The following is a 24,756-nucleotide window of genomic DNA, read 5'->3' as shown; positions in this document are numbered from 1 at the left end:
GCCGGCCGGTTTGCTGCTTTAGCGGTCCAGGACGCTCAAGCCGGGAAGTTCCTTGCCTTCAAGGTATTCCAGGCTGGCGCCACCACCGGTGGAGATGTGGCCGAACTGCGAATCCTCGAACCCGAGGGTGCGTACGGCGGCAGCGGAATCGCCACCACCAACCACAGTGAAGGCCACGGTGTCCGTCAATGCCTGGGCGATGGCCCGGGTGCCACTGGCGAACGCTTCGAATTCAAAAACGCCCATGGGGCCGTTCCAGAAGACTGTCTTGGCGCCCTCGATCTGCGCGGCGAAAGCAGATGCTGACTCCGGGCCGATGTCCAGGCCAATGCCGGAAGCGCCGAAGGCGCTCTCCTCAATGGCATCTGCCTTGACGACCTCATGCTCGGCATCCGCTGCGAAGCGGCTGGCGACTACGACGTCCGTGGGAATCACGAAAGACGTGCCGGCGTCGGCTGCACGCTTAAGGTAATCCTGGACAACCGGAATTTGGTCTTCTTCAAGGAGGCTTCCGGCCACCTTGTGCCCTGCGGCTGCAAGGAAGGTGAAGAGCATGCCACCACCTACGAGGATGGTGTCAGCCTTGCCCAGCAGGTTGTCGATGACTGCAAGCTTGTCCGAAACCTTGGAACCGCCGAGGACTACGACGTATGGCCGTTGGGTGTCCGTGGTCAGCTTCCGCAGGACTTCAACCTCGGTGTGTACGAGGTCGCCGAGGTACGACGGCAGCCGCGTGGCGACGTCGTAGACACTGGCGTGCTTGCGGTGGACGGCACCAAAGGCGTCGTCCACATACGCTCCATTGCTTCCCGTGAGGGCAACCAGCTCATCGGCGAAGGCGCCGCGTTCGGCGTCATCCTTGCTGGTTTCGCGGGCATCAAAGCGGACGTTCTCCAGAACGAGCACTTCACCGTCCTGCAGGGCAGCGGCGTGCTCCTTGGCGGAGCCTCCGACGGTGTCCGCAGCGAGCTGGACCTTGAAGTCCGCCAGTTCCGCAAGGCGGTCCACAGCGGGCTTCAGCGAGTACTTGTCTTCCGGAGCGCCCTTGGGGCGTCCGAGGTGGGCTGTCACGAGCACACGGGCACCGGCGTCCGAGAGCTTCTTGAGGACCGGGAGGGAGGCCTTGATGCGGCCGTCGTCGGTCACTGTAGAGCCGTCGAGCGGCACATTCAGGTCACTTCTGACCAGAATGTACCGCCCGCGGACACCTTCAGCGATGAGTTCGTTGAGGGTGTGAGATGTCATGTGTCTACCCTAGCCCAGCTTGGATGCGACGAGCTCCGTGAGGTCTACGAGGCGGTTGGAGTAGCCCCACTCGTTGTCATACCAGGAAACAACCTTAACCTGGTTGCCGATGACCTTGGTCAGGCCGGAGTCGAAGATCGACGACGCCGGGTCCCCGACGATGTCCGAGGAAACGATCGGTGCGTCCGTGTAGGAAAGGATGCCGGCCCACTGCTCGGACTCGGCTGCGGCCTTGACGGCTGCATTGACTTCCTCAACGGTGACTTCGCGGGAAACGGTGACCGTGAGGTCCGTGGCGGAACCGGTGGGGACGGGAACGCGGATGGCGTAGCCGTCGAGCTTGCCCTTGAGCTCCGGCAGGACCAGGCCAATTGCCTTGGCTGCACCGGTGGAGGTGGGGACCATGTTGATGGCAGCAGCGCGGGCGCGGCGGAGGTCGCCGTGGGGGCCGTCCTGGAGGTTCTGGTCTGCCGTGTAGGCGTGGACCGTGGTCATGAGGCCACGCTCGATGCCAAAGGCGTCGTTGACTACCTTGGCCAGCGGGCCAAGGCAGTTGGTGGTGCAGGAGGCGTTGGAGATGATGTTGTGCGCTGCGGGATCGTAGAGCTCGTGGTTGACGCCCATGACGATGGTGATGTCTTCGTCGCTGGCAGGTGCCGAGATGAGGACCTTCTTGGCGCCGGCATCAATGTGCTTCTGTGCGGCTGCGGCCTTGGTGAAGAAGCCGGTGGACTCGATGACGATGTCCACGCCCAGCTCGCCCCAGGGCAGGTTGGCGGGATCGCGCTCGGCAAGGACCTTGATGGACTTGCCGTCGACTACCAGGTTTCCATCGACAACTTCCACGGTCTGGGCGAGGCGTCCACCGACGGAGTCGTACTTCAGGAGGTGGGCGAGGGTTTCAGGGCTGGTGAGGTCGTTGACTGCAACGATCTCGAGGTCTGCGCCCTGGGCCAGTGCTGCGCGGAAGTAGTTACGGCCGATGCGGCCGAAGCCGTTGATACCAATACGGGTGGTCACTATGTGTCAATCTCCTTGGTGCTCTTGCAAGCACGCCTAGTGAGTCGGATCAAATATTTCCAACTAACAGACCCCGCACGTCGTTGGGCAGAGGTGATTATCAGATCGGAGGGCGACCAGCCACGTTGCTGAAGGCTAACCGCCTTCCGTGATCCATCTTACGTTTAACTAAGCCTGCCCCCGCAACTGCGGAGGCAGGCTTTTCAGCATTTGGCCCCAATTCACGCCAAAAGTGACTTTTGTTACATCGGCGTGAACCGGGACTCACACCAGCTACAGGACGATGAGGCCCGTGGCGTTGGTGCGGGCGGCCTCGAAGCGCTTGGCGACGTCGGCCCAGTTGGCGATGTTCCAGAATGCCTTGACGTAGTCAGCCTTGACGTTGACGTAGTCCAGGTAGAAGGCGTGCTCCCACATATCCAGCATGAGCAGCGGGGTGGTGCCAACGGCTACGTTGCCCTGCTGATCGTAGAGCTGTTCGATGAGCAGGTTTCCACCGATGGGCTCGTAGGCAAGGAAGGCCCAGCCGGAACCCTGCAGGCCCAGCGCGGCAGCGGTGAACTGTGCACGGAAAGCATCGAACGAGCCGAAAGCGTCGTCGATGGCAGCAGCCAGCTCACCCTCGGGCTTGTCGCCGCCGTCCGGGGAGATGTTGTTCCAGAACACGGAGTGGTTGATGTGTCCGCCGGTGTGGAACGCGAGGTCCTTGGAGAGGCGGTTGATGTTGGCGAAGTCACCCTTGTCGCGGGCTTCGGCGAGCTGGGCGAGGGCGTTGTTGGCGCCTGCAACGTAGGCAGCGTGGTGCTTGCTGTGGTGCAGCTCCATGATCTTCGCCGAAATGTGCGGCTCAAGTGCTGCGTAGTCGTAGCCGAGCTCGGGCAGAACGTACTCTGTCACGAAATCCTCCAATGTAATGGACTAACGTCCGGTTTGGTAACTCTCGTTATGTTCATCCGGCCGGCGGACCAACCGGAAACCCTTGGGGAAGAAGCCTGCTCCTGCCTCCACCGGAATCAACCAGCAGTTGCCTCGCAGTATTTCCTCCTCGCTTTCCCGATTCTATGGGTGCTTACTACTCGTCCATCATTTCGGGAGTCACATTTGCCTCAGTCCCCGGAATTCCGAGGTCCAGGGCGCGCTTGTCTGCCATGGCCAACAGGCGTCGGATACGGCCCGCAATGGCGTCTTTGGTCATTGGAGGGTCCGCGAGCCTGCCCAGTTCGTCAAGGCTGGCCTGCTTATGGGCCACGCGGAGTTCCCCCGCGTACTTGAGGTGGTCCGGAACGTCGTCGCCCAGAATCTCCAGGGCCCGGTCCACCCTGGCGCCGGCTGCCACCGCTGCCTGGGCCGAACGGCGCAGGTTGGCGTCATCAAAGTTGGCCAGCCGGTTGGCGGTAGCCCGGACTTCCTTCCGCATGCGTCGTTCTTCCCAGACCATCAGCGCATCATGGGCACCCATCCTGGTGAGAAGGGCAGCAATGGTGTCGCCATCCCGGATTACCACCCTGTCCACGCCGCGGACCTCGCGTGCCTTCGCCTGGATACCAAGGCGGCGGGCGGCGCCAACCAGGGCCAGCGCAGACTCCGGGCCAGGGCAAGTCACCTCAAGCGAGGACGAGCGCCCGGGTTCGGTGAGGGAACCGTGGGCGAGGAAGGCTCCGCGCCACACAGCCTCGGCGTCAGCGGCGGAACCGTTGACCACAACAGATGGAAGTCCCCGGACCGGACGCCCGCGGCCATCGAGCAGTCCTGTCTGGCGCGCCAACGCTTCGCCATCGCGCACTACCCGTACGACGTAGCGGCTGCCGCGGCGCAAACCGCCCCCGGAAACCACGATGATTTCGCTCTGGTGGCCGTAGACCTCGGCGATTGCGGCACGCAGGCGCCGTGCGGTGGAGGCGAGGTCGACTTCGGCCTCAATGACGATGCGGCCGGAGATGATGTGTAGTCCGCCCGCAAAACGGAGCATGGCAGAGACTTCTGCCTTGCGAACCGAAGATTTCTTGATGTCCAGCCGGGACAGTTCGTCCTTGACCGACGCAGTAAGTGCCATCGCGTATTCCTAACTGTTCCCGAAAATATCGTGGTAAGCCGCTGCCAGCAGCAATGGGTCATGGACTGGGCGGCGCCTCGACGCCCCTACTCTACCCAACACCACTTCCGCACCGATCATCCCGGCAGCCTTCTCAAAGGCCTTGAGGTCCTGGATGGCGGCGGGGTCGGCAAGCACCACGTCAACGCTGAACTCGGGAGCATAGCGACGCAGGACGTCCAGGTGGTCGGCGGCGGTCATGCCGGAGGTTTCTTTCGTCTCCACGTCCAGGTTCATGGTCAGGCAGCGTTTGGCGGCCGTGTCACCGAGGGCCTGCCGCAGCTCCGGAAGCAGCAAATGCGGCAGCACGGAGGTGTACCAGGAGCCGGGACCAAGAATGACCCAGTCGGCCAGTTCAATGGCTGTCAGGGCTTCAGTGCAGGCCGGAGCGTCCTCGGGAAAAAGCTTGACCTCTTCCAGCTTGCCGGCAACAGCGCATTTGGCCTGCCCGCGAACTGTCCGCAGCTCGTGGCCGCCATCGGGCAGTTCCACACTGGCCTTGCCCTCGATGGTCAGCGGAATGCTGGACATGGGCAGGACCTGTCCGCGGGCGCCGAGGAGTGCTCCGGCCCATTTCAGGCCGGCGACAGTATCCCCAAGGAGCTCCCACAGCGTGACGATGAGCAGGTTGCCCATGGCGTGGTTGTCCAGGGAGCCGCCCTTGGCCGGGCTGCCCTTGGCTGAGCCAGCCTCGAAACGGTGCTGCATGACATCGCGCCAGGTGCGGCCCCAGTCGGTGTCGTCGCAGAGGGCGCTCAGCGCCATCCGCAGGTCCCCTGGCGGGAGGACGCCGTACTCCTCGCGCAGACGCCCGGAGGACCCGCCGTCGTCAGCCACTGTGACGATGGCGGTCAACTCCGAGGTGAGCAGCCGTAACGCTGACAGCGACGCGGCCAGGCCGTGCCCGCCACCAAGGGCGACCACGGACGGGCTCTTCTTCTGCTGGCTGCCCGGCACGCCTTTGGGCGGTATGAGGGGCAGCGGACCCGTGAGGACACCCACTACTCGCGTCCCAGGTCGCGGTGGGCAGTGGTGACGGTGACCCGCGGATATTGAGCCAACCGTTTTGAAAGCTCGACGGCGACAGCCACGGAACGGTGCTTGCCTCCGGTGCAGCCAACGGCCAGGGTGGCGTAGTGCTTGTTCTCCTGGCGGTAGCCGTCCAGGACAGGCTCCAGGGCCCGGACATAGCGGTCCACGAACTCCTGGACACCGTCAGCCCCAAGCACGTAGTCGCTGACGTCCTCGTCGAGGCCCGTGTGCGGACGGAGCTGGGGAACCCAATGGGGATTGGGAATGAAGCGGGCGTCGGCTACGAAGTTGGCATCCACGGGCAATCCGTATTTGAAACCAAAACTCATGACGTTGAGCCGAAGCGTGACAGGCCCGGTATCGCTGAAGAGTTCGGTGATGGCGGTGGCCAGGCCGTGGACGTTGAATTCCGAGGTGTCCAGCACTACGTCGGCATGCTCGCGAAGTTCCCGCAGGACCTCGCGCTCGATCCCGATGCCGTCGAGGATCCGGCCGCCGCCCTGCAGCGGATGGGGCCGCCGGCCCTGCTCGAAGCGGCGTACCAGGACGTCGTCATTTGCATCGAGGAAGAGCACGCGGAAGGTAATTCCGCTGGCGCTCAACGCACCCAGGGCCGTTTGGATGTCCGTGAAAAGGTCCTTGCTGCGGACGTCCACCACTACTGCCAGTTTGGGAATGGACTTGGGGGCATGGGAGACGATCTCAGCCAAGGTGCCCAGCATCTGGGGCGGCAGGTTGTCCACCACGTACCAGCCATGGTCCTCAAGGGCGTCCGAAGCAGTGCTGCGCCCCGCACCCGACATGCCGGTGACGACCAAAAGCTCCGCCTCCGGTGGCTTGACCGGCGTCAGGCCGTCCTGCTCCGTGCCGGACCCAGCCGTTGCCTCGTCCATCAGTTGTCCCCGTTTCGTCGGAAGTGTCAAAGCTGCCTGTGCCGCCCGCCGGACATGGCGGTGCATGCTTGGCTCGCTGTACCGGCAATCGCGTATACCGGCAATCGCGGCAGTGGCCAAGTTCTTACCCTAGCTAAGATTCGATGATTTCGCCGGTGGTCATGTTCACTGCGGGAGCAGTTTCATCGTCCCCGGCGGTGGAACCGAGGTGCTGGACCACGGCCGCGGCCAAGGCGGGGCCGATGCCCTTTGCATTGGTCAGCTCCTCCACCGAGGCAGCCTTGATCTTCTTGAGCGACCCAAAGTGCGCCACAAGGGCCTTGCGCTTGGCTTCGCCCAGGCCAGGGACTCCATCCAGGATCGATACGGTCATGGCCTTGCCGCGCTTTTGGCGGTGGAAGGTGATGGCGAACCGGTGGGCCTCATCGCGGATGCGCTGAAGCAGGTACAGTCCTTGGGACGTCCTGGGCAGGATGACCGGGAAGTCGCTGTCGGGAAGCCAGACCTCTTCCAGGCGCTTGGCGAGTCCTACGACGTAGACGTCGTCGATACCCAGTTCCGCGAGGGCACGCGCAGCTGCGTTGACCTGCGGCTGGCCGCCATCGACCACCACCAGGTTGGGCGGATAGGCGAATTTGGCCTTCGGTGCCGGGGAGATGCCGTCCGACGGCGATGCTTCCGTTACGCCGCTGGACACGGACCGGGTGGGGTTGACGATCTCACCCGAGACCACTGGGACCTGAGCGGCCTTGTCCGTCAGATAATGCCTGAACCGACGGGTCAGGACGTCGTGCATCGCCGCGGTGTCGTCCGCAGCAGCCGCGCCGGTGATGGAGAACTTACGGTAATCGGCCTTCTTGGGAAGACCATCTTCGACCACCACCATGGAAGCCACCACGTTGGTGCCTTGGACATGGGAGATGTCGAAACATTCGATGCGCAGCAAGGGAACCGGGATTTCGAGGGCTTCCTGGAGTTCCTGGAGCGCCAGGGACCGGACGGTGATATCGCCGGCACGGCGCGTCTTGTGGAGCTTGAGTGCCTGTTCGGCATTCTCACGGACAGTGGACATCAGTGCTGCCTTGTCCCCACGTTGGGGAACCCGGATATCGACCTTGGCGCCTCGAAGTCCACCAAGCCACTGAGTCAGTTCGGCATGGTTGCTGGGGTTCTCAGGAACCAGGACCTCCCTGGGGATCCTGCCCTGGACCTCGCTGTCTTCCCCGTAAACCTGTTGCAGCAGATGTTCGATGAGTTCCGGAGTGGTGGCGTCTTCGACCTTCTCCACGACCCAGCCACGCTGCCCGCGGACGCGTCCTCCGCGGACGTGGAACACCTGGACCGAGGCTTCGAGTTCGTCATCGTGCAGTGCGAAGACGTCGGCATCGGTATCCTCAGCCAAAACCACGGCGTTGCGCTCGAAGACCTTGCGCAAGGCGATGATGTCATCCCGGAGCCCAGCGGCTTTCTCGTAATCGAGTTCTGCGACGGCGGCCGCCATGTCCTTTTCCAGCCGGCTGATGAAGCGTTTGGCTTCTCCACCCATGAAGGAACAGAAGTCCTCGGCCAGCACGCGGTGTTCATCCGGCGTGACCCGGCCTACGCACGGTGCAGAGCATTTATCGATGTAGCCGAGCAAACACGGCCGACCACTGGCCTGGGCACGCTTGAACACACCAGCGCTGCAGCTGCGGACCGGGAAGACCCGCAGGAGCGTGTCCATGGTTTCCCGGATGGCACCGGCAGTATAAGGACCGAAGTACCGCGTGCCTTTCTTGCGTTCGCCACGCATGACCTGTACCCGGGGAAACTTCTCCCCCATGGTCACGGCCAGGTATGGGTAGGTCTTGTCATCCCGGAACACCACGTTGAACCGCGGTTTGAATTCCTTGATCCACGTGTACTCGAGCTGCAGGGATTCCAGCTCGCTGCCCACCACCGTCCATTCAACGCTGCTGGCTGCATGGACCATGGCATGGGTCTTGGGCAGCAGCCCTGCGGGATTTGCGAAGTAGGAGTTCAGCCTGGAACGGAGGTTCTTCGCCTTGCCCACGTAAATGACCCTGCCGTGGGGGTCGCGGAAACGGTAGACGCCCGGGGTGGTGGGAATTTCACCCGTCCGGGGTCGGTAACTTGCTGGATCTGCCACAAGTCCAGTCTAGTGAACCGGACCGGCTGCCAAATGCCAGCGCAGTGCGGTGCCGGTCCTAGTCCACCGACTTGCTCTGGTTGTAGCTCGTGGAACGCTCCTGGCCACTAAGCACTGCGATCGCGTCCATGATTTTGTCCGTCACTTCGCGCCGCGCAGGCAAGGAGTGGTCCGGTCCCGTCTTGTCGAAGTACAGGGGCTCGCCGACCTTCATGGTGAAGTGTTGGGGACGCACGGCATTCTTGTCAGCGGGTTGCAGTTTCTCGGTTCCAATGAGGCCCACGGGAATGACCGGCGCGCCTGTGGTCAAGGCCAGCCAGCCAACTCCGGTCCGTCCCCGGTAGAGGATGCCGTCGCGTGACCGGGTGCCCTCAGGATAGATTCCAATACCCTTCCCCGATTCGAGAATGTCCAGAAGGGTCTTGAGGGCCTGCACGCTGGCTGCCTGCTCGCCGCGCTCCACGGGAATGGAACCGACGGCTTCAAAGAAAGACTTCATCACTGCGCCCTTGACGCCTTTTGTGGTGAAGTACTCTGCCTTGGCAAAGAATGCCACTGGCCGCGGCATCAAGGCCTGCACGATCACACTGTCCAAAAAGGACAGGTGGTTGGGGGCAACGATGAAGGGGCCGTCTTTGGGAACGTTTTCCAGACCGATGACCGTTGGCCGGCACGTAGAGGAAATCAGTCCACGGGTCGTCCACCGGATCGCATCAAAGACTGCCATCGTTTTGTACCTCGCTAAGGGCCGCCGCACGGACAGCATCAAGTTCTTCAATTCGCGTACGCAGTTCCAGCGCAGTCTTTACTACCGCCACTGCGCCGGCGTCTTCCAGTTCGCCTTCAGGGGCAAATCCCCAACTGACGCCAATGCAGTCCAAACCGTTGGCCATTGCCCCGGCAACGTCCTGGTGCCGGTCCCCCACCATGACAGCTGGTTGCGTATGCAAATCGGCCAGGGCAGCGGCGACAATTTCGATCTTGCCCGGTGCCGTGTTGGCCTTCACGGACTCGTCATCCGCCGCACCACGGATCGAAACAAAGAAATCACCGATTCCGTGGTGCTCCAGGACCAGACGTGCAATGGACTGGGGCTTTTGGGTTGCCACCGCAACGGGGCGCCCGGATTCGGCGAAGAACTCCAGAAGGTCAAAGATTCCCGGGTACAGCTTGCTTTGGCCGATACCCGTTTCCTTGTAATGACGCCGGTACCGGTCGATGGTCTCGTCCACCAATTCGCTGGGGACGCCTGCCAAATGCAGCAGGGAATCACTGAGCTTGGGTCCCACCATTGAATTCAGGATGGCCTGATCAGGAACGGGAAGGCCCATTTCGCTGAGGGCCGTTGAAATGCCTCCAGTGATACCGCCGGCAGGATCGACAAGGGTGCCGTCCAGATCGAATATTACGGGCACCTTTGTTTCAGTCACCGGGTTAGTTTCTCACGAGTAGCGGCATGCCTGAAACTCGCATGCCGCTACCGGAATACTTCTAACCCAGAATTTCTGCCAGGAAGGTCGCGGTGTGGCTCTCGGTGGATTTCGCCACTTGCTCCGGAGTTCCGGTCGCCACGATACGTCCGCCGCCGGAACCACCGTTGGGACCAAGGTCCACGATCCAGTCAGCTGACTTGATGACATCCAGGTTGTGCTCGATGGTGATGACAGTGTTGCCCTTGTCCACCAGACCCTGGAGGACCATGAGCAACTTCCTGATGTCCTCGAAGTGCAGCCCCGTGGTGGGCTCGTCCAACACATAGATGCTGCGGCCGTTGGACCGCTTCTGCAGCTCTGCGGCGAGCTTTACGCGCTGGGCTTCGCCACCGGAAAGCGTCGTGGCAGGCTGCCCCAGCCGCACGTAGCCCAAGCCAACATCAACCAGGGTTTTCAAGTGCCGGGCGATCGGGGTGAAGGCTGCGAAGAACTCCGCACCTTCTTCGATGGGCATGTTGAGCACGTCCGCGATGGTCTTGCCCTTGTAGTGGACCTCCAGCGTCTCGCGGTTATAGCGGGCGCCGTGGCAGACCTCGCACGGAACGTAGACATCGGGCAGGAAGTTCATTTCGATCTTCAGCGTGCCATCACCGGAACATGCTTCGCAGCGGCCGCCCTTGACGTTGAACGAGAACCTACCTGGCTGGTATCCGCGCACCTTCGCCTCGGTGGTCTCCGCGAAGAGCTTGCGGATGTTGTCGAACACGCCCGTGTAAGTTGCCGGGTTGGAGCGCGGCGTACGGCCAATGGGGCTTTGATCGACGTGCACTACCTTATCCAGGTGCTCCAGCCCCGCCACGGAGCGGTGACGTCCGGCTACCTGCTTGGCGCCGTTGAGCTTATTGGCAAGGACCTTGTACAGGATCTCGTTGACCAGGGTGGACTTACCCGAGCCACTGACACCCGTTACCGCGGTGAAGAGGCCCAAGGGGAAAGTTGCGTCAACGTTGTTGAGGTTGTTCTCCCGGGCGCCGACAACCTTCAGTTCGCGTTTTTTGTCGTACTTGCGGCGCTTGGCAGGAATATCGATCTTGCGGCGCCCAGCCAGGTAGTCACCGGTAAGGGACTGCGTGTTTTCAAGCAGCTCCTTATAGGTACCCGAGTGCACAACCTGGCCACCGTGCTCGCCTGCGCCGGGTCCGATGTCCACAACCCAGTCAGCCTCATGAATGGTGTCTTCGTCGTGTTCGACCACAATAAGCGTGTTGCCGAGGTCCCGAAGCCGCGTGAGTGTCTCAATGAGGCGGCGGTTGTCACGCTGGTGCAGCCCAATGGACGGCTCGTCCAGGACATAGAGGACTCCCACCAGCCCGGACCCGATCTGCGTGGCCAGCCGGATGCGCTGGGCCTCGCCGCCGGAGAGCGTACCCGAAGGGCGTTCGAGGTTCAGGTACTCCAAGCCGACATCCAGGAGGAACGTCAAGCGGGCCTGGATTTCCTTGAGCACCTGGTTGGCGATCTGGGCTTCCCTGCTGGTCAGTGTCAGGCTGCCCAGGAACTCTGCGCATTCCCGCATCGGGAGCGCGGCAACCTCGGCGATCGATTTTCCATTGATCAGCACCGAGAGGGATGCGGGGTTCAAGCGCGCACCGTTGCACTCGGGGCAGGGAATTTGGCGCATGTACTCTTCGTAGCGGTCCCGTGCCCAGTCCGAGTCCGTTTCACCGTGCTTCCGGTGCACATACTGGATGGCACCCTCGAAGCCCGTGCTGTATTTGCGCTCACGTCCAAAACGGTTCTTGTACTGCACAACAACCTTGTGGTCCTTGCCGTGAAGCACCGTGTTCCGGACATCCTTGGGAAGCTTTTCCCACGATGTCTTCATGGAGAAGCCAAGCTCGTGCGCGAGGCCTTCAAGGAGTCGGGTCCAGTACTCGGTGGTGGCTGTTCCCAAGGACCAGGGGGCGATGGCGCCCTCGCCCAGCGACAACTCCGGGTTGGGAACAATAAGTTCCTCATCTACTTCGAGCTTAGTTCCGATGCCGCTGCAAGCAGAGCAGGCGCCGAAAGGGTTATTGAACGAGAACGACCGCGGCTCGATCTCATCGATGGCCAGGGGGTGCTCATTGGGGCAGGCCAGGTTTTCCGAGAAGGCCCGGATGCGGGCAGGATCATCGGCGTCGAGATCGACGAATTCCACCAGGACTCGGCCTTCGGCAAGTCCCAGGGCCGTTTCGACCGAATCAGTCAGGCGCTGGCTGATCTCGTCCTTCACCACCAAGCGGTCGACGACGACCTCGATGGTGTGCTTGAACTGCTTGCCCAGTTTGGGCGGATCGCTCAGCTGGACCAACTCGCCATCCACGCGGGCACGGGAGTAGCCCTTGGCGGTCAGTTCCTTGAAGAGGTCGACGAATTCGCCCTTCCGGCCGCGAACCACCGGGGCAAGTACCTGGAAACGGGTACCGGCCTCCAGTTCAAGCAACTGGTCGACGATTTGCTGGGGCGTCTGGCGGGTAATGGGCTCACCGCACACAGGGCAGTGCGGGCGGCCAACGCGGGCCCACAGCAACCGCATGTAGTCATAGATTTCGGTAATGGTGCCCACGGTGGAGCGGGGGTTCTTGCTGGTGGACTTCTGGTCGATGGACACCGCCGGCGACAGGCCCTCGATGAAGTCGACATCGGGTTTGTCCACCTGGCCAAGGAATTGGCGGGCATAAGCTGACAACGATTCGACGTACCGGCGCTGGCCTTCGGCAAAGATTGTGTCGAAGGCCAAGGAGGATTTACCGGAGCCTGAGAGACCGGTGAAGACGATCATGGCGTCGCGCGGGAGATCGAGGTCTACGTTGCGCAGGTTGTGTTCCCGGGCTCCCTTGACCACCAAGCGGGAAAGATCCGGCTTGGCTGGCTTGATATCAGAAACGACGGAAGCGCTGTTCAGGGAATCGATGGCTGCATCTTCAGCTAAGGCTTTGGGCACCCACCAATGCTAATCGAAAACTTCTTCGAATTTCCATGTCGTGCCTCACACGCTACCGATCAGTATCAATCGGCATCGTAAGCAGCGGCGAAAAGCTGCACCGCCTCGGCGAACGAAGCACCTTGGGCCTTGGCGGCCGCCGCGTATTGGGACGCTACCTCGGCCAGGGCTCCCCAACGGTCATCCCGGGCACAGACTACTGTTCCGTTGCGGCCGTGCGTAGCCACGACGCCGGCCGCTTCGAGTTCCTTGTAGGCCCGGGCGACCGTGTGCGGCGCGACGTCGAGCAGGCCTGCCAGGTTCCGGACGGGCGGAAGTTTCGAACCCACCGCGAGCACACCCGAATCTGCGAGTTCGATGATGCGCAGCCGTAACTGTTCAAAGAGCGCCACGGCACTTCCGGCATTGGGACGCCAGCTTCCCGGAAACTCGCCTGTTGGAGTCACGATGAACTCCGGGCCGGTGCGTGCGGCACCATGGGTGAGTGATCTGGAATGCGGCGTTGGTCCATGCCGAGAATTAGACCAGCGCCAACCCCGCGGAACAAGGTATTCGTGCCTATGAAGCCCCGCGCGGCCACAAATGATTGTCCGCTCATGCGTTCTTCCTCGCCACCGCGAAGATCCGTCGAAAGGGATATACCGTCCCGTGGCTCGAGGCCGGGTAGGCCTCCCGGAGCATTGCCGCGTATTCCTGTTCAAACGCTGCAGCGTCCGATTCAGAAAGGGCAGCCAGTACGGGACGAAGTCCCGTGCCACGCACCCACTCAAGCACCGGGTCCTCGCCTTGCAGTACTTGCTGGTAGGTGGTCTCCCAAGCGTCAGCCGAGCATCCGGCGTCGAGCATTATTTCCAAGTAGTCCGCTGGCCCGCCCACCGCGCCGTCGTGGCGCAGCACTCCGTCCAGCTGGTTCCGCCACCGGGGGGAACCGGCAAGTTCGCGCATGAGTGAGTGGGAAGGCGACGTGAAATTGCCGGGGACCTGCATGGCGAACCAGGCCCCCGGCTTCAACGCCGTGAGCCACTTGCGCAGCATCCCCTGGTGTCCGGGAACCCACTGCAGCGCGGCGTTGGTCACCACGACATCGGTGTCCGCGTCCGGACTCCAGTCAGCGATGTCGCCCTGCATGAACTCCAGCCCGTCGAACTGCCCGGCCAGCGGTGCAGCCTTTGCGAGCATTTCCCCTGATGAATCGATCCCGACCACGCGCGCCGTCGGCCAGCGTTCGGCCAAGGTTGCGGTCAGGTTGCCTGGGCCGCAGCCAAGATCCACCACGTGCTTGGGTTCTGCTGCCTGGATTCTCGACACGAGATCCACGAACGGCCGGTCCCGATGATTGCCGAACTGCGCATATTTGGACGGATCCCACTTCACAAAAGCCTCCTCGAGCCGGGCGTCGTTGCTGGGCTGAGCCTAAACCGTCCGGGCACTAAGCTGGAAACCAATGAAACTTCTTGAGCAGCTTCCCGGTTCCACTGCCACTGGTCCGTTGGACCCGGACGAAATCTACACACGCTTTGTGGAGTGGACTGAAAGCCGCGGACTGCAGCTGTACCCGGCCCAGGACGAGGCCATCATGGAGCTGGCCTCCGGTGCGAACGTCATCCTTGCCACTCCCACGGGGTCCGGCAAGTCGTTGGTGGCCATCGCAGCCCACTTCGAAGCCATGGCCCGCGGGCAACGGAGCTACTACACGGCACCGATCAAGGCGCTGGTGTCGGAAAAGTTCTTTGCCCTGTGCGATATCTTCGGCGCCGAAAACGTTGGCATGATCACTGGCGATTCGGGCGTTAACCAGGATGCTCCCATCATTTGCTGCACGGCCGAGATCCTGGCCAATATTGCCCTGCGCGAAGGATCCACGGCCGAGCTCGGTTCTGTGGTCATGGACGAGTTCCACTTCTACTCCGACCCCCAGCGCGGCTGGGCGTGGCAAGTGCCGCTGCTGGAACTCCCCCAGGCCCAGTTCCTCCTGATGTCCGCCACGCTGGGCGACGTCAGCCGGTTCGAAACGGGCCTCACGGAACTGACCGGACGGACCACCACCACCGTCAGCTCTGCGGAGCGGCCCATCCCGCTTCATTACTACTACCACCTGACTCCGGTCCACGAGAGCCTGGAAGAACTGCTCGCCACCAAGCAGGTCCCCGTGTACGTAGTGCATTTCAGCCAGGCAGAGGCAATCGAGCGCGCCCAGAACCTGATGAGCATCAACATGTGCAGCAGGGACGAGAAGGACCGCATCGCCGAGCTGATCGCAGGCTTCCGCTTTGCCGCCGGCTTTGGCAAAACCCTCAATCGACTGGTGCGCCACGGCATCGGCGTGCACCACGCCGGCATGCTGCCCAAGTACCGGCGGTTGGTTGAGCAGCTCGCCCAGGCAGGTTTGCTGAAGGTCATTTGCGGTACGGACACTTTGGGTGTGGGCATCAACGTTCCCATCAGGACAGTGCTTTTGACTGCCTTGAGCAAATACGACGGCGTACGCACCAGGTCGCTGAACTCGCGTGAGTTCCACCAGATTGCCGGACGTGCCGGACGCGCTGGATACGACACCGCCGGGACCGTGGTGGTGCAGGCACCCGATCACGTGGTGGAAAACACCAAAGCCATGGCGAAAGCCACAGCCAAGTTTGGTGACGACCAGAAGAAGCTCCGCCAAGTAGTCAAGAAGAAGCCGCCTGAAGGATTCGTCTCCTGGGGAGAGCCGACGTTCAAGAAGCTCGTCGAGTCCATTCCGGAGCCACTGACCTCCAGTTTCACCGTGACGCACGCCATGTTGCTGAACCTCATGGAGCGTCCGGGAGATCCCTTCCAAGCCACTCGACGGCTGCTGAGCGAAAACCATGAGAGCCGGCCGGCCCAACTTCGGCTGATGAAGAAGGCCCTGGGGATCTACCGCGAGCTGTTGGCCGCCGGGGTTGTTGAACGCATCCCCGAGGAAGAGCAGGAAGCAGAAGGACGATCGGTCCGGCTGACTGTCCACCTCCAGGCAAACTTTGCGCTCAACCAGCCGTTGTCTCCTTTCGCCCTTGCGGCCTTGGAACTGCTGGATCCTGAGTCGCCCTCCTACGCCCTGGACGTTGTTTCGGTGATTGAGTCCACGTTGGAAAAGCCACGGCAGATTCTCTCCGCGCAGCAGAAGAAGGCCCGCGGTGAAGCTGTTGCCGCCATGAAGGCTGACGGAATCGAATATGAGCAGCGCATGGCCATGCTGGATGAGGTTACCTATCCCATGCCGCTGGCCGGGATTCTTGGTGAGGCTTTCGAGGTCTACCGAAAGGCTGCCCCGTGGGTCGGGGACTTCGAGCTGGCACCCAAATCCATCATCCGGGACATGTACGAACGTGCCATGAACTTCGGCGAGTTCGTGCAGTTCTATGGCTTGGCACGTTCGGAGGGCATCGTCCTGCGCTACCTTGCAGACGGTTTCCGCGCGCTCCGGCAGACCGTCCCCCAAGACCTGCTCCGCGAGGATCTTGAAGACCTGATTGCCTGGCTGGGAGAACTGGTCCGGCAGGTCGACTCGAGCCTGCTGGACGAATGGGAGGAGCTGACCGCCGGGCTCGCTCCGACGCCGCATGACGCTCCACCTCCCCCGCCGCCGCTGTTGACCTCCAACATCCGGGCTTTCAGGGTGATGGTCCGCAATGAGATGTTCCGCAGGGTTGAACTTTTCGCGGACGAGGATTCGAACGCCCTGGGCGAACTCGACGCCGACGCCGGATGGGACGCCGCGCGATGGGAAAAGGTCCTGGACGACTACTTCGACGAACACGACGACATCGGCACGGGCCCGGACGCCCGTGGCCCCGGTTTGCTCATCATTACGGAGGAGCCGGGCTTGTGGAAAGTCAGGCAGATTTTCGATGACCCTGCTGGGAACCACGACTGGGGTATTTCAGCCGAAGTGGACCTGGCGGCCTCTGACGAGAACGGCACAGCCGTAGTCCGCGTCACCGAAGCCAACAGGCTTTAACTGGACAAGCCGTGGAATCCGTCCCCGACCTGACAAGCAGCTTGCGCAGCGTGGAGGCGCTGCGGGCGGTAGGCGCTGCTGTGCCAGCCGGATTGCGACGATGGTGGGGCGGGGCCCTTGATGTGGAGGGCCTGGCGTTGGGCTCAGTCGTGGCAGCAGCCACCGCGCTGGAAGCCCTGACGGGAGTTGCGGGGGCCTACACAGTCTCATCCGGGCCGGTCGCTGCCTCGTTCGATTCCCTCGGGCACCTGAGGATCAACGGCGCCAAGCCGCAGGGGTTCGCTCCGGCGTCGGGCTTCAGGCGCACTTCCGACGGCTGGATCCGCCTGCACGCCAACTACCCCCACCACGCGGCGCGGCTGATGGAGGCCTTGGGAGCCAAGGGGCCACAAGAGGTGGACACGGCACTGCTGTCCATGTCGTCGCTGGAAGCCGAGGACCTCATCAATGCCGCCCATGGAGTGGCAGCTGCTGTCCGTAGCCGCACCGACTGGCTGTCTTCTCCCATGCAAAGAGCAATAAGGGATGAGCCTTGGATCAGGTTTCAGTCCCCGTCTGCCGGGCACGTTTCGGTGGCCACCACGCCGTGGAAGCCTGCCAAGGACCCGAACCGGCCCCTTACCGGCCTGAGGTTACTGGACCTGACCCGCGTTATCGCAGGTCCTACAGCAACCCGGCTCCTGGGAGCCCTCGGGGCAGACGTTTTGCGGATCGACCCGCCCCAACTCCCGGAGTTGGAGGAGGCTTTCGTGGACGGAGGCTTCGACAAACGTTCCGCCGTGGCCGATTTCGGGAATGCTGCCGAACTTGGGGTGGTCCGGTCCCTGATCGCCACCGCCGACGCTGTGGTCACCGGATACCGCGACGGCAGCCTGGACCGCTTTGGCTTGGGAGCTGACGCCCTTTTGGCCGGGAAGCCTGATCTGGTGGTGGCAACTTTGTCCGCGTGGGGATCCGCAGGGCCGTGGAAGCACCGCCGTGGCTTCGACAGCCTGGTTCAGGCCGCGTCAGGCATCGCCGAAGCATACGGGCAAGAGGACGACGGCGGGTGGAAACCGGGGGCCCTGCCGGTCCAGGCCCTTGACCACGCCACAGGCTATGGCGTGGCCGCGGCTGTCCTGGCGTTGTTGGCAGAGAGGTTGAGGACGGGCGCAGGAGGCTCGGCCACACTCTCCTTGGCGCGCACTGCCGAGGAACTGTTCCGATTGCCTTCGCCCCGAGGTGACGGTATCGCCGGCCTTCTGACGCAGCCGGACTACCTGGAGACGCCAAGCCCGTTTGGTCCGCTCCGTTTCGTAGGTCCGCCATTAATGGTGAACGGTGTCCAGCTCACGTATCGCCAACCTCCCGTGCAGTACGGGACATCCGCATTGGAATGGCGCTAGCTGGCCGCACCTGTCCTAGTAAGCTCGAAGGCATGAGTGTAATCCGCCAAGCCACTGCCGACGACGTCCCTGCGATCCTGCGTATGATCCACGATCTTGCGATTTACGAAAAGGAACCCGACGCCGTCAAAAACACCCCGGAGAAGCTCACTGAAGTGCTTTTCGGGGAGAACCCACGGGTGTATGCCACCATCGCGGAAAACGCTGCCGGGACGGTGCAGGGATTTGCGCTGTGGTTCCTGAACTACTCCACGTGGGAAGGCGTGCACGGCATCTACCTTGAGGACCTCTACGTCGAACCCGACGCGCGTGGCGAAGGCCACGGGAAGGCTCTCCTGCAGCACCTGGCCGCGACCGCCGTCGAACGTGGTTACGCCCGTGTGGAGTGGAGCGTCCTGAACTGGAACGAGCCGTCCATCAACTTCTACAAGAACCTCGGCGCGTTTCCCATGGAGGAATGGTCCACCTTCCGCCTCACCGGAGACGCGCTGGACGCTTTCGTTGCCAAGGCCGGGCAGGCAGAGGAATCGTTTGCCCGTGGCTGACGCGCTCTCCTCCATGCCAGGCCACAGCATCCGCGCACGCCATGAATTCCGCGGGATCCGTACGGCTGAACACTACTTCACGGTTCCGCTGATGCATTCGCCCGGAAACAACGGGGCCACCGGTGAAATGATCACGGTCTTTGCCAGGGAGTACTCTTCCACTGTGCACACCGAGGAGGAGGCGTCCAGGCTCCCCTGGTTGCTGTTCCTGCAGGGCGGGCCGGGTGGCAGGGGGAACCGGGTCACGTCGCTGGCCGGTTGGATGAAGGCAGCAGCGCGGGATTTCCGCATCCTGATGCTGGACCAACGTGGTACCGGTCTCTCCACTCCCGTTGAACGGCAGACCCTGGAGCGTCGGGGTGACGCAGCGGCGCAGGCTGAGTACCTGACGCACTTCCGGGCCGATTCCATTGTTGCCGACGCCGAGTTCATCCGGGGTGTCCTGGGCTCGGAGCCGTGGAGCGTCATGGGGCAAAGCTTCGGCGGTTTCTGCGCTTTGACGTATTTGTCCTTCGCGCCGGAGGGTCTGCGCGAAGTCCTCGTCACCGGTGGCCTCGCTCCCCTCGAAGGACCTGCCGACCGGGTGTACCAAGCTACCTTCAAGCGCGTTGCCGCCCGGAACGCCGAGTACTTCGGGTGGTACCCGGAAGACCGGGAAAAGGTCACAAGGATCGTCCGCCACCTGGAAAAGACTCCGGAGTTCCTGGCCAGTGGGGAACGGTTGACCCCGGAACGATTCCAAATGGTGGGTTCTTTCCTGGGCGGAAACACCCGCGTGGATTCGCTCCACTATCTCCTGGAGGACGCCTTCATCGACACCCTGGACGGGGAACGGTTGTCCGAATCGTTCCTTGAGCAAGTCCGCGGACTCGTCAGCCGTGCTGCCAACCCGCTCTACGCCGTGTTGCACGAATCCATCTATGCCCAGGGTGAAGCGAGCAATTGGGCGGCCTGGCGTGTCCTGGAGGACTTCCCCGAATTCGAGCCCGCCGCCGAGGACCCCCTGCTTACCGGGGAAATGGTGTATCCGTGGTACTTCGAGCAGGATCCCTCGCTGGCGCCGTTGCGCGATGTTGCGGAACTCCTGGCTGCCCGCAAGGACTGGAAGCCGCTCTACGACACCACCGTACTGGCTGCGAACACGGTGCCCGTGGCCGCTGCCGTGTACAAGGACGATATCTATGTTGACCATGATCTATCGCTGGAAACAGCCGCTGCCGTGCGTGGACTCCAGGCGTGGGTCACTTCCGATTTCCACCACGACGGAATCGCCGAAGACGGTGAAGGTATCTTCAAACGGCTCCTTGGCATGGTCCGCAGCTCGCGCTGAGTGCCGCAGTGCCCTTCAGCTGCTGCTGACGCTCGAGCTGCGCCGGAGGGCCATGGCAAGAGTTAGGGCAAGGACGGCTGCAGCCACCAGGCTGGAGGCCATGTTCAGGCCCTGGTAGCCGATCCAGGCAAGGAGGAGACCGGAGGAGGCGCCACCGAGTGCTCCTGCACCGCCCATCAAGGTGTCGGAAACTCCTTGGACCGTGACGCGGTCGTCCGGGCTGACGCTCTCAGCCAGCAGCGTGGAACCGGCAATGGTCGCAGCCGACCAGCCCAGCCCCAGGAGGATCAATCCTGCGGTGACCAACGTGGGTTCGTTTTGCCCGAAACCGGCGATGAACACGGCCAGCAGCAACAGTCCATGTCCCATGGCGATGGTCTGCAGCCGGCCAGCCTTATCGGTCAGCCATCCCCACAGCGGGGACAGGGCAAACATACCGGCGATATGAAGCGAGATGGTGAGTCCGATAACCACCAAAGCGTCCGTGTTCTCGGATGCTCCCCCGTGATGGCTTGCGTGGGATCCCCCCACCAGTTGTTGGAGGTGCAGGGGCGTCATGGACATGACAGCCACCATCACTCCGTGCGCGGCCACCACTGCAGCCAATGCCAGCAGGGCCCGTGGAGACGCGCGAACGGCGCGCAGTCCGGACCGCACCGTTCCCCTGACCGGGAGACCCCCGGTACCACCGGTACCATTCGGACCTGAGGCCAGGCGTCGGGCAAGCAGCAAGGGGTCCGGCCGCAGGCCAAGGAACAGGAGTACGGACGCCAGCAAAAGTCCGGCGGCTGAAAACACGAAAGGGCCGGCTATGGCCGGCAGGCCAAGGGCCTGGCCCACGACGGCCCCGGGTTGGATGAGGTTTGGCCCGGCAACAGCGCCGATCGTAATGGCCCAGACAACCGTGGACAACGACCTGCCGCGATGTTCCGGCTCGGCGAGGTCGACGGCGGCGAACCGCGCCTGGAGGTTCGCCGCGGTACCCAAACCCAGGAACGCGGCGCCCAGGATCAGTATGGGGAAGGACTGCGCCACGACGGCCACGATGAAAAGAAGTGCCCCGATCATGGCGGCCCCCAACCCAGTGACCAGACCCACCCGGCGGCCACGCGCTTCGGCCAGCCGCGCCAGGGGAAGGGCGGCAAGGGCAGCTGCCAAAGTCAGCACCGTTGTGATGGAGCCGGCCCAGGCCTCGGAGCCTGAGAGTTCAACGGCCAATAAGGAGCCAATGGAAAGGGTAGCGCCGTTACCGATGCCGCTGAGCAGCTGGGAAGCGCTAAGCAGGAAAACACTACGGCGCTGGACCCGTTGGGGGTCCAGCGCCGTCAGTGGGGAGGTAGTCACCTCATGAGACTACAACTTCCGCTGAAGTTACTCTGCCTCTGTGAGGCTCTTTCGTGCGTCTTCTTCCAGGCGGGCGTCCAGCTTGGCCTGGCGGGCTGCCGGGCTCAGGAGGCTGGCCACGACCGCCACGATGATGGTTCCCACGATGACCGCCAGGGACACATAAGTGGGGATCTCCGGCGCCCACTCAATGTGGTGGCCGCCGTTGATGAACGGAAGTTCGTTGACGTGCATCGCGTGCAGGACAAGCTTGACGCCGATGAACGCCAGGATGACGGACAGCGCGTGCTTCAGGTACACCAGTCGGGTCATGAGGCCGCCCAACAGGAAGTAGAGCTGGCGAAGACCCATCAGCGCGAAGATGTTGGCCGTGAACACAATGAACGCACTCTGCGTCAGGCCGAAGATCGCCGGGATGGAGTCCACGGCGAACAGGAGGTCGGTGAGGCCAATGGTCACGAAGACGATCAGCATGGGGGTGAAGACCTTCTTGCCGCCAACCGTGGTCCGCAACTTGCCGCCGTCGAACTTTTCCGACATCGGCAGCACCTTGCGCAGGCGGGCGATCAAGGGGTTTTCGGCCCCTTCTTCTTCGTCCTCGCCGGAGTCCTTGGCCTGCTTCCAGGCGGTCCATAGCAGGAAGGCGCCGAAGATGTAGAAGACCCAGCTGAACTGTTCGATGACGACAGCGCCCAGGGCGATGAAGATACCGCGGAGTACCAGGGCGATGATGATGCCCACCATCAGCACTTCCTGCTGGTACTTACGGGGCACCGCGAAGCGGGCCATGATGATGATGAAGACAAACAGGTTGTCGATGCTGAGGCTGTACTCAGTGACCCAGCCCGCGATGAATTGGCTGCCGTACTCGGGACCCGTGAAGTAGAACATGGCTCCGGCGAACACCATGGCCAAGGCCACGTAGAAGGCGACCCACAGGCCGGCTTCCTTCATTGAAGGTTCGTGGGGGCGTTTGACGACCAACAAGAGGTCGATCAGCAAAATGATTCCGAGGACGACGAACGAGCCGACCTCGAACCAGACAGGGAGCTCCATTAAAGGGCCTTTCGCAGGGTACGGGAAAACGGTGTAAGTCTCTCCGGCCGGCCTGGAGCGTTTGATGCTCTGACATGGCGACCCGCTAGGCCCGGCGAGGCAACCATGCCTTGCGTGCTGACGAACCTAGCGCTTGGGATACTCCCCTACGTGCCTTAAACCATACCCTAGGCGTGGCCAGCGGTCTGCATCTGGCGTAACTCCCGCTTCAACTCCTTGACTTCGTCACGGATTCTTGCCGCGACCTCGAACTGAAGTTCAGCGGCAGCTCCATGCATTTGTTCCGTGAGTTGCTCGATAAGTCCCACCAGGTCCTCCGCCGGCGCAGCGGCCAGCCCGTCCTGCCGGACGGTCGCGGCGCCCTTGGCGGACGTCTTGCCCCGCTTGCCGCCCTTGGCCAGCCTGTTGTTGTTCAGCAGCTCCTGGGTATCGGCGTCCTCCTTGGCCAACTGATCGGTGATGTCGGCGATCTTCTTGCGCAACGGCTGCGGGTCGATGCCGTGGTCAGTGTTGTACTTGACCTGGATGGCACGGCGACGGTTGGTCTCATCGATCGCGTGTGCCATGGAATCGGTGATGCGGTCGGCGTACATGTGGACCTGGCCGGACACGTTACGGGCGGCACGGCCGATGGTCTGGATCAGCGAGGTGGAGGAACGCAGGAAGCCTTCCTTGTCGGCGTCGAGGATGCTCACCAAGGAGACCTCAGGCAGGTCCAGGCCCTCCCTGAGCAGGTTGATGCCCACCAGGACATCGAAGACGCCCATCCGCAGCTCACGGAGCAGTTCAACGCGCCGCAGGGTATCGACGTCCGAGTGCAGGTACTCGACCTTGATGCCGTGGCCTACCAAGTAGTCCGTGAGGTCTTCGGCCATCCGCTTGGTCAACGTGGTGACCAGGACGCGCTCGTTCTTCTCCGTGCGGATCCTGATCTCCCCCAGGAGGTCGTCGATCTGGCCCTTGGTGGGTTTGACCACGACCTCGGGATCGATTAGGCCGGTGGGACGGATGATCTGCTGGACGTAGCCATCAGCCTTGCCGAGCTCGTACTTTCCGGGAGTGGCGGAAAGATAGACCGTCTGGCCGATCCGCTCCAGGAACTCATCCCATTTCAAAGGCCGGTTGTCCATGGCAGAGGGCAACCGGAAGCCAAAGTCCACGAGGTTGCGCTTACGGGACATGTCCCCTTCGTACATCGCTCCGATCTGGGGAATGGTCACATGCGACTCATCAACCACCAGGAGGAAGTCGTCCGGGAAGTAATCGAGGAGGCAGTGGGGCGCTGTGCCGGGGTCTCGGCCGTCGATGTGCACTGAGTAGTTCTCGATGCCGTTGCAGAAGCCCATCTGCTGCATCATTTCGAGGTCGTAGGTGGTGCGCATACGGAGCCGCTGCGCTTCCACCAGCTTGTTCTGCGCTTCGAGGACCTTCAAACGGTCCGCTAGTTCATCCTCGATCCGCTTGATGGCCCGGGCCATCCGTTCCGGTCCGGCCACATAGTGCGATGCCGGGAAGACATACATCTCTTCTTCGTCGCGAATGACCTCCCCGGTCAGCGGATGAAGCGTTTGGATGTTCTCTATCTCATCGCCGAAGAACTCGATCCTGATGGCCAGTTCCTCGTACATGGGAATGATCTCCACGGTATCGCCCCGGACCCGGAACGTTCCACGGTGGAAGTCCATGTCGTTGCGCGCGTACTGCATGGAGACGAACTTCCGGAGCAAGTGGTCGCGGTTCATTTCCGCACCCTTGCGGAGGGTGACCATGCCCGCAATGTACTCTTCGGGCGTACCCAAGCCGTAAATGCAGGACACCGTTGCCACCACGATGACATCGCGTCGCGTCAGCAAGGCATTGGTGGCGGAGTGCCTCAACCGCTCGACTTCCTCGTTGATGGACGAGTCTTTCTCGATAAAGGTATCTGTCTGCGCCACGTAGGCTTCAGGCTGGTAGTAGTCGTAGTAGGAGACGAAGTACTCGACTGCGTTGTTCGGCAGGAGTTCCCGGAATTCATTGGCCAGCTGTGCTGCGAGGGTCTTGTTCTGCACCATGACCAAGGTGGGCCGCTGGACCTGCTCGATGAGCCAGGCGGTGGTGGCGCTTTTACCCGTACCCGTGGCGCCAAGGAGGACTACGTCCTTCTCACCGTTTTTGATGCGTTCGGTCAGTTCGGCGATGGCGGTTGGCTGGTCGCCGGCAGGCTTGTAGTCACTGACAACTTCAAAGGGCGCGACGACACGATTGATTTCCTGGGCAAGGCTCAT

The 24,756-nt window shown here is 62.4% G+C and carries 19 protein-coding genes; 4 read left to right on the top strand and 15 right to left on the bottom strand.

Annotated elements, in window-relative coordinates; all coding sequences use genetic code 11:
• Positions 1-18 precede the first annotated feature (18 nt).
• The 12 genes from PJL15_RS04775 to PJL15_RS04720 form a co-directional block, all read right to left on the bottom strand.
• Positions 19-1,245: a phosphoglycerate kinase gene (locus PJL15_RS04775; RefSeq protein ID WP_281450062.1), complete on the bottom strand. Its 1,227-nt coding sequence runs from the start codon at positions 1,243-1,245 to the stop codon at positions 19-21.
• Positions 1,246-1,254: 9 nt separating this feature from the next.
• The gene (gene gap / locus PJL15_RS04770; RefSeq protein WP_024821016.1) at positions 1,255-2,265 is read right to left on the bottom strand and encodes a type I glyceraldehyde-3-phosphate dehydrogenase; all 1,011 of its coding nucleotides are present in this window, start codon (positions 2,263-2,265) and stop codon (positions 1,255-1,257) included.
• Between the two features lie 273 nt (positions 2,266-2,538).
• Positions 2,539-3,162: a superoxide dismutase gene (locus tag PJL15_RS04765; protein WP_189018155.1), complete on the bottom strand. Its 624-nt coding sequence runs from the start codon at positions 3,160-3,162 to the stop codon at positions 2,539-2,541.
• Positions 3,163-3,337: 175 nt separating this feature from the next.
• Positions 3,338-4,318 carry a DNA-binding protein WhiA gene (whiA, locus tag PJL15_RS04760; RefSeq protein ID WP_018777554.1) on the bottom strand — a complete coding sequence of 327 codons (981 nt, stop codon included), beginning with the start codon at positions 4,316-4,318 and terminating at the stop codon, positions 3,338-3,340.
• A gap of 9 nt (positions 4,319-4,327) precedes the next feature.
• Complete coding sequence (locus PJL15_RS04755) at positions 4,328-5,359, bottom strand: gluconeogenesis factor YvcK family protein (protein ID WP_281450061.1); 1,032 nt, start codon at positions 5,357-5,359, stop codon at positions 4,328-4,330.
• A complete protein-coding gene (rapZ, locus tag PJL15_RS04750) occupies positions 5,359-6,282 on the bottom strand; it encodes an RNase adapter RapZ (RefSeq protein ID WP_281450060.1) in 924 nt (307 codons plus the stop codon). Before rapZ ends, PJL15_RS04755 begins: the two co-directional genes overlap by 1 nt.
• 133 nt (positions 6,283-6,415) lie before the next feature.
• Entirely contained in the window at positions 6,416-8,431 is a 2,016-nt protein-coding gene (gene uvrC / locus PJL15_RS04745; RefSeq protein WP_281450059.1) for an excinuclease ABC subunit UvrC, read from the bottom strand.
• 58 nt (positions 8,432-8,489) lie between these two features.
• On the bottom strand, positions 8,490-9,158 hold the full coding sequence (locus PJL15_RS04740; RefSeq protein ID WP_142939241.1) for a lysophospholipid acyltransferase family protein: 669 nt from the start codon (positions 9,156-9,158) through the stop codon (positions 8,490-8,492).
• Positions 9,145-9,861 (bottom strand): HAD hydrolase-like protein, encoded by a 717-nt coding sequence (locus PJL15_RS04735; protein ID WP_281450058.1) that lies wholly within the window; start codon positions 9,859-9,861, stop codon positions 9,145-9,147. The genes PJL15_RS04740 and PJL15_RS04735 overlap by 14 nt, the downstream gene beginning before the upstream one ends.
• Positions 9,862-9,922: 61 nt before the next feature.
• Positions 9,923-12,850 (bottom strand): excinuclease ABC subunit UvrA, encoded by a 2,928-nt coding sequence (gene uvrA, locus PJL15_RS04730; protein ID WP_281450057.1) that lies wholly within the window; start codon positions 12,848-12,850, stop codon positions 9,923-9,925.
• A 65-nt stretch (positions 12,851-12,915) separates the two neighbouring features.
• Positions 12,916-13,296 (bottom strand): GntR family transcriptional regulator, encoded by a 381-nt coding sequence (locus PJL15_RS04725; RefSeq protein WP_281450056.1) that lies wholly within the window; start codon positions 13,294-13,296, stop codon positions 12,916-12,918.
• A gap of 148 nt (positions 13,297-13,444) precedes the next feature.
• Positions 13,445-14,224, bottom strand: a complete 780-nt coding sequence (locus PJL15_RS04720) for a trans-aconitate 2-methyltransferase (RefSeq protein ID WP_281450055.1) — start codon at positions 14,222-14,224, stop codon at positions 13,445-13,447.
• Positions 14,225-14,294: 70 nt separating this feature from the next.
• Between PJL15_RS04720 and PJL15_RS04715 the strand changes: the two genes are divergently transcribed.
• The 4 genes from PJL15_RS04715 to PJL15_RS04700 are packed head-to-tail and all read left to right on the top strand — an operon-like array spanning position 14,295 to position 20,089.
• Positions 14,295-16,829, top strand: coding sequence for a DEAD/DEAH box helicase (locus tag PJL15_RS04715; protein WP_281450054.1), 2,535 nt, complete (start codon positions 14,295-14,297; stop codon positions 16,827-16,829).
• A gap of 11 nt (positions 16,830-16,840) precedes the next feature.
• Positions 16,841-18,214 (top strand): CoA transferase, encoded by a 1,374-nt coding sequence (locus PJL15_RS04710; protein WP_281450053.1) that lies wholly within the window; start codon positions 16,841-16,843, stop codon positions 18,212-18,214.
• A gap of 32 nt (positions 18,215-18,246) precedes the next feature.
• Positions 18,247-18,759, top strand: coding sequence for a GNAT family N-acetyltransferase (locus tag PJL15_RS04705; RefSeq protein WP_281450052.1), 513 nt, complete (start codon positions 18,247-18,249; stop codon positions 18,757-18,759).
• 13 nt (positions 18,760-18,772) lie between these two features.
• Positions 18,773-20,089 (top strand): alpha/beta fold hydrolase, encoded by a 1,317-nt coding sequence (locus tag PJL15_RS04700; protein ID WP_281450175.1) that lies wholly within the window; start codon positions 18,773-18,775, stop codon positions 20,087-20,089.
• 15 nt (positions 20,090-20,104) lie between these two features.
• Here the strand turns inward: PJL15_RS04700 and PJL15_RS04695 are convergent, their stop codons facing one another.
• The 3 genes from PJL15_RS04695 to uvrB form a co-directional block, all read right to left on the bottom strand.
• A complete protein-coding gene (locus PJL15_RS04695; protein ID WP_281450051.1) occupies positions 20,105-21,433 on the bottom strand; it encodes an MFS transporter in 1,329 nt (442 codons plus the stop codon).
• Between the two features lie 27 nt (positions 21,434-21,460).
• Positions 21,461-22,489 (bottom strand): TerC family protein, encoded by a 1,029-nt coding sequence (locus PJL15_RS04690; protein ID WP_281450050.1) that lies wholly within the window; start codon positions 22,487-22,489, stop codon positions 21,461-21,463.
• A gap of 167 nt (positions 22,490-22,656) precedes the next feature.
• Positions 22,657-24,756 carry an excinuclease ABC subunit UvrB gene (uvrB, locus tag PJL15_RS04685; RefSeq protein ID WP_281450049.1) on the bottom strand — a complete coding sequence of 700 codons (2,100 nt, stop codon included), beginning with the start codon at positions 24,754-24,756 and terminating at the stop codon, positions 22,657-22,659.

Source organism: Paenarthrobacter nitroguajacolicus (assembly GCF_029952445.1).
GTDB classification, from domain to species: domain Bacteria; phylum Actinomycetota; class Actinomycetes; order Actinomycetales; family Micrococcaceae; genus Arthrobacter; species Arthrobacter nitroguajacolicus_B.
This window is presented reverse-complemented; position numbering and strand designations above follow the sequence as displayed.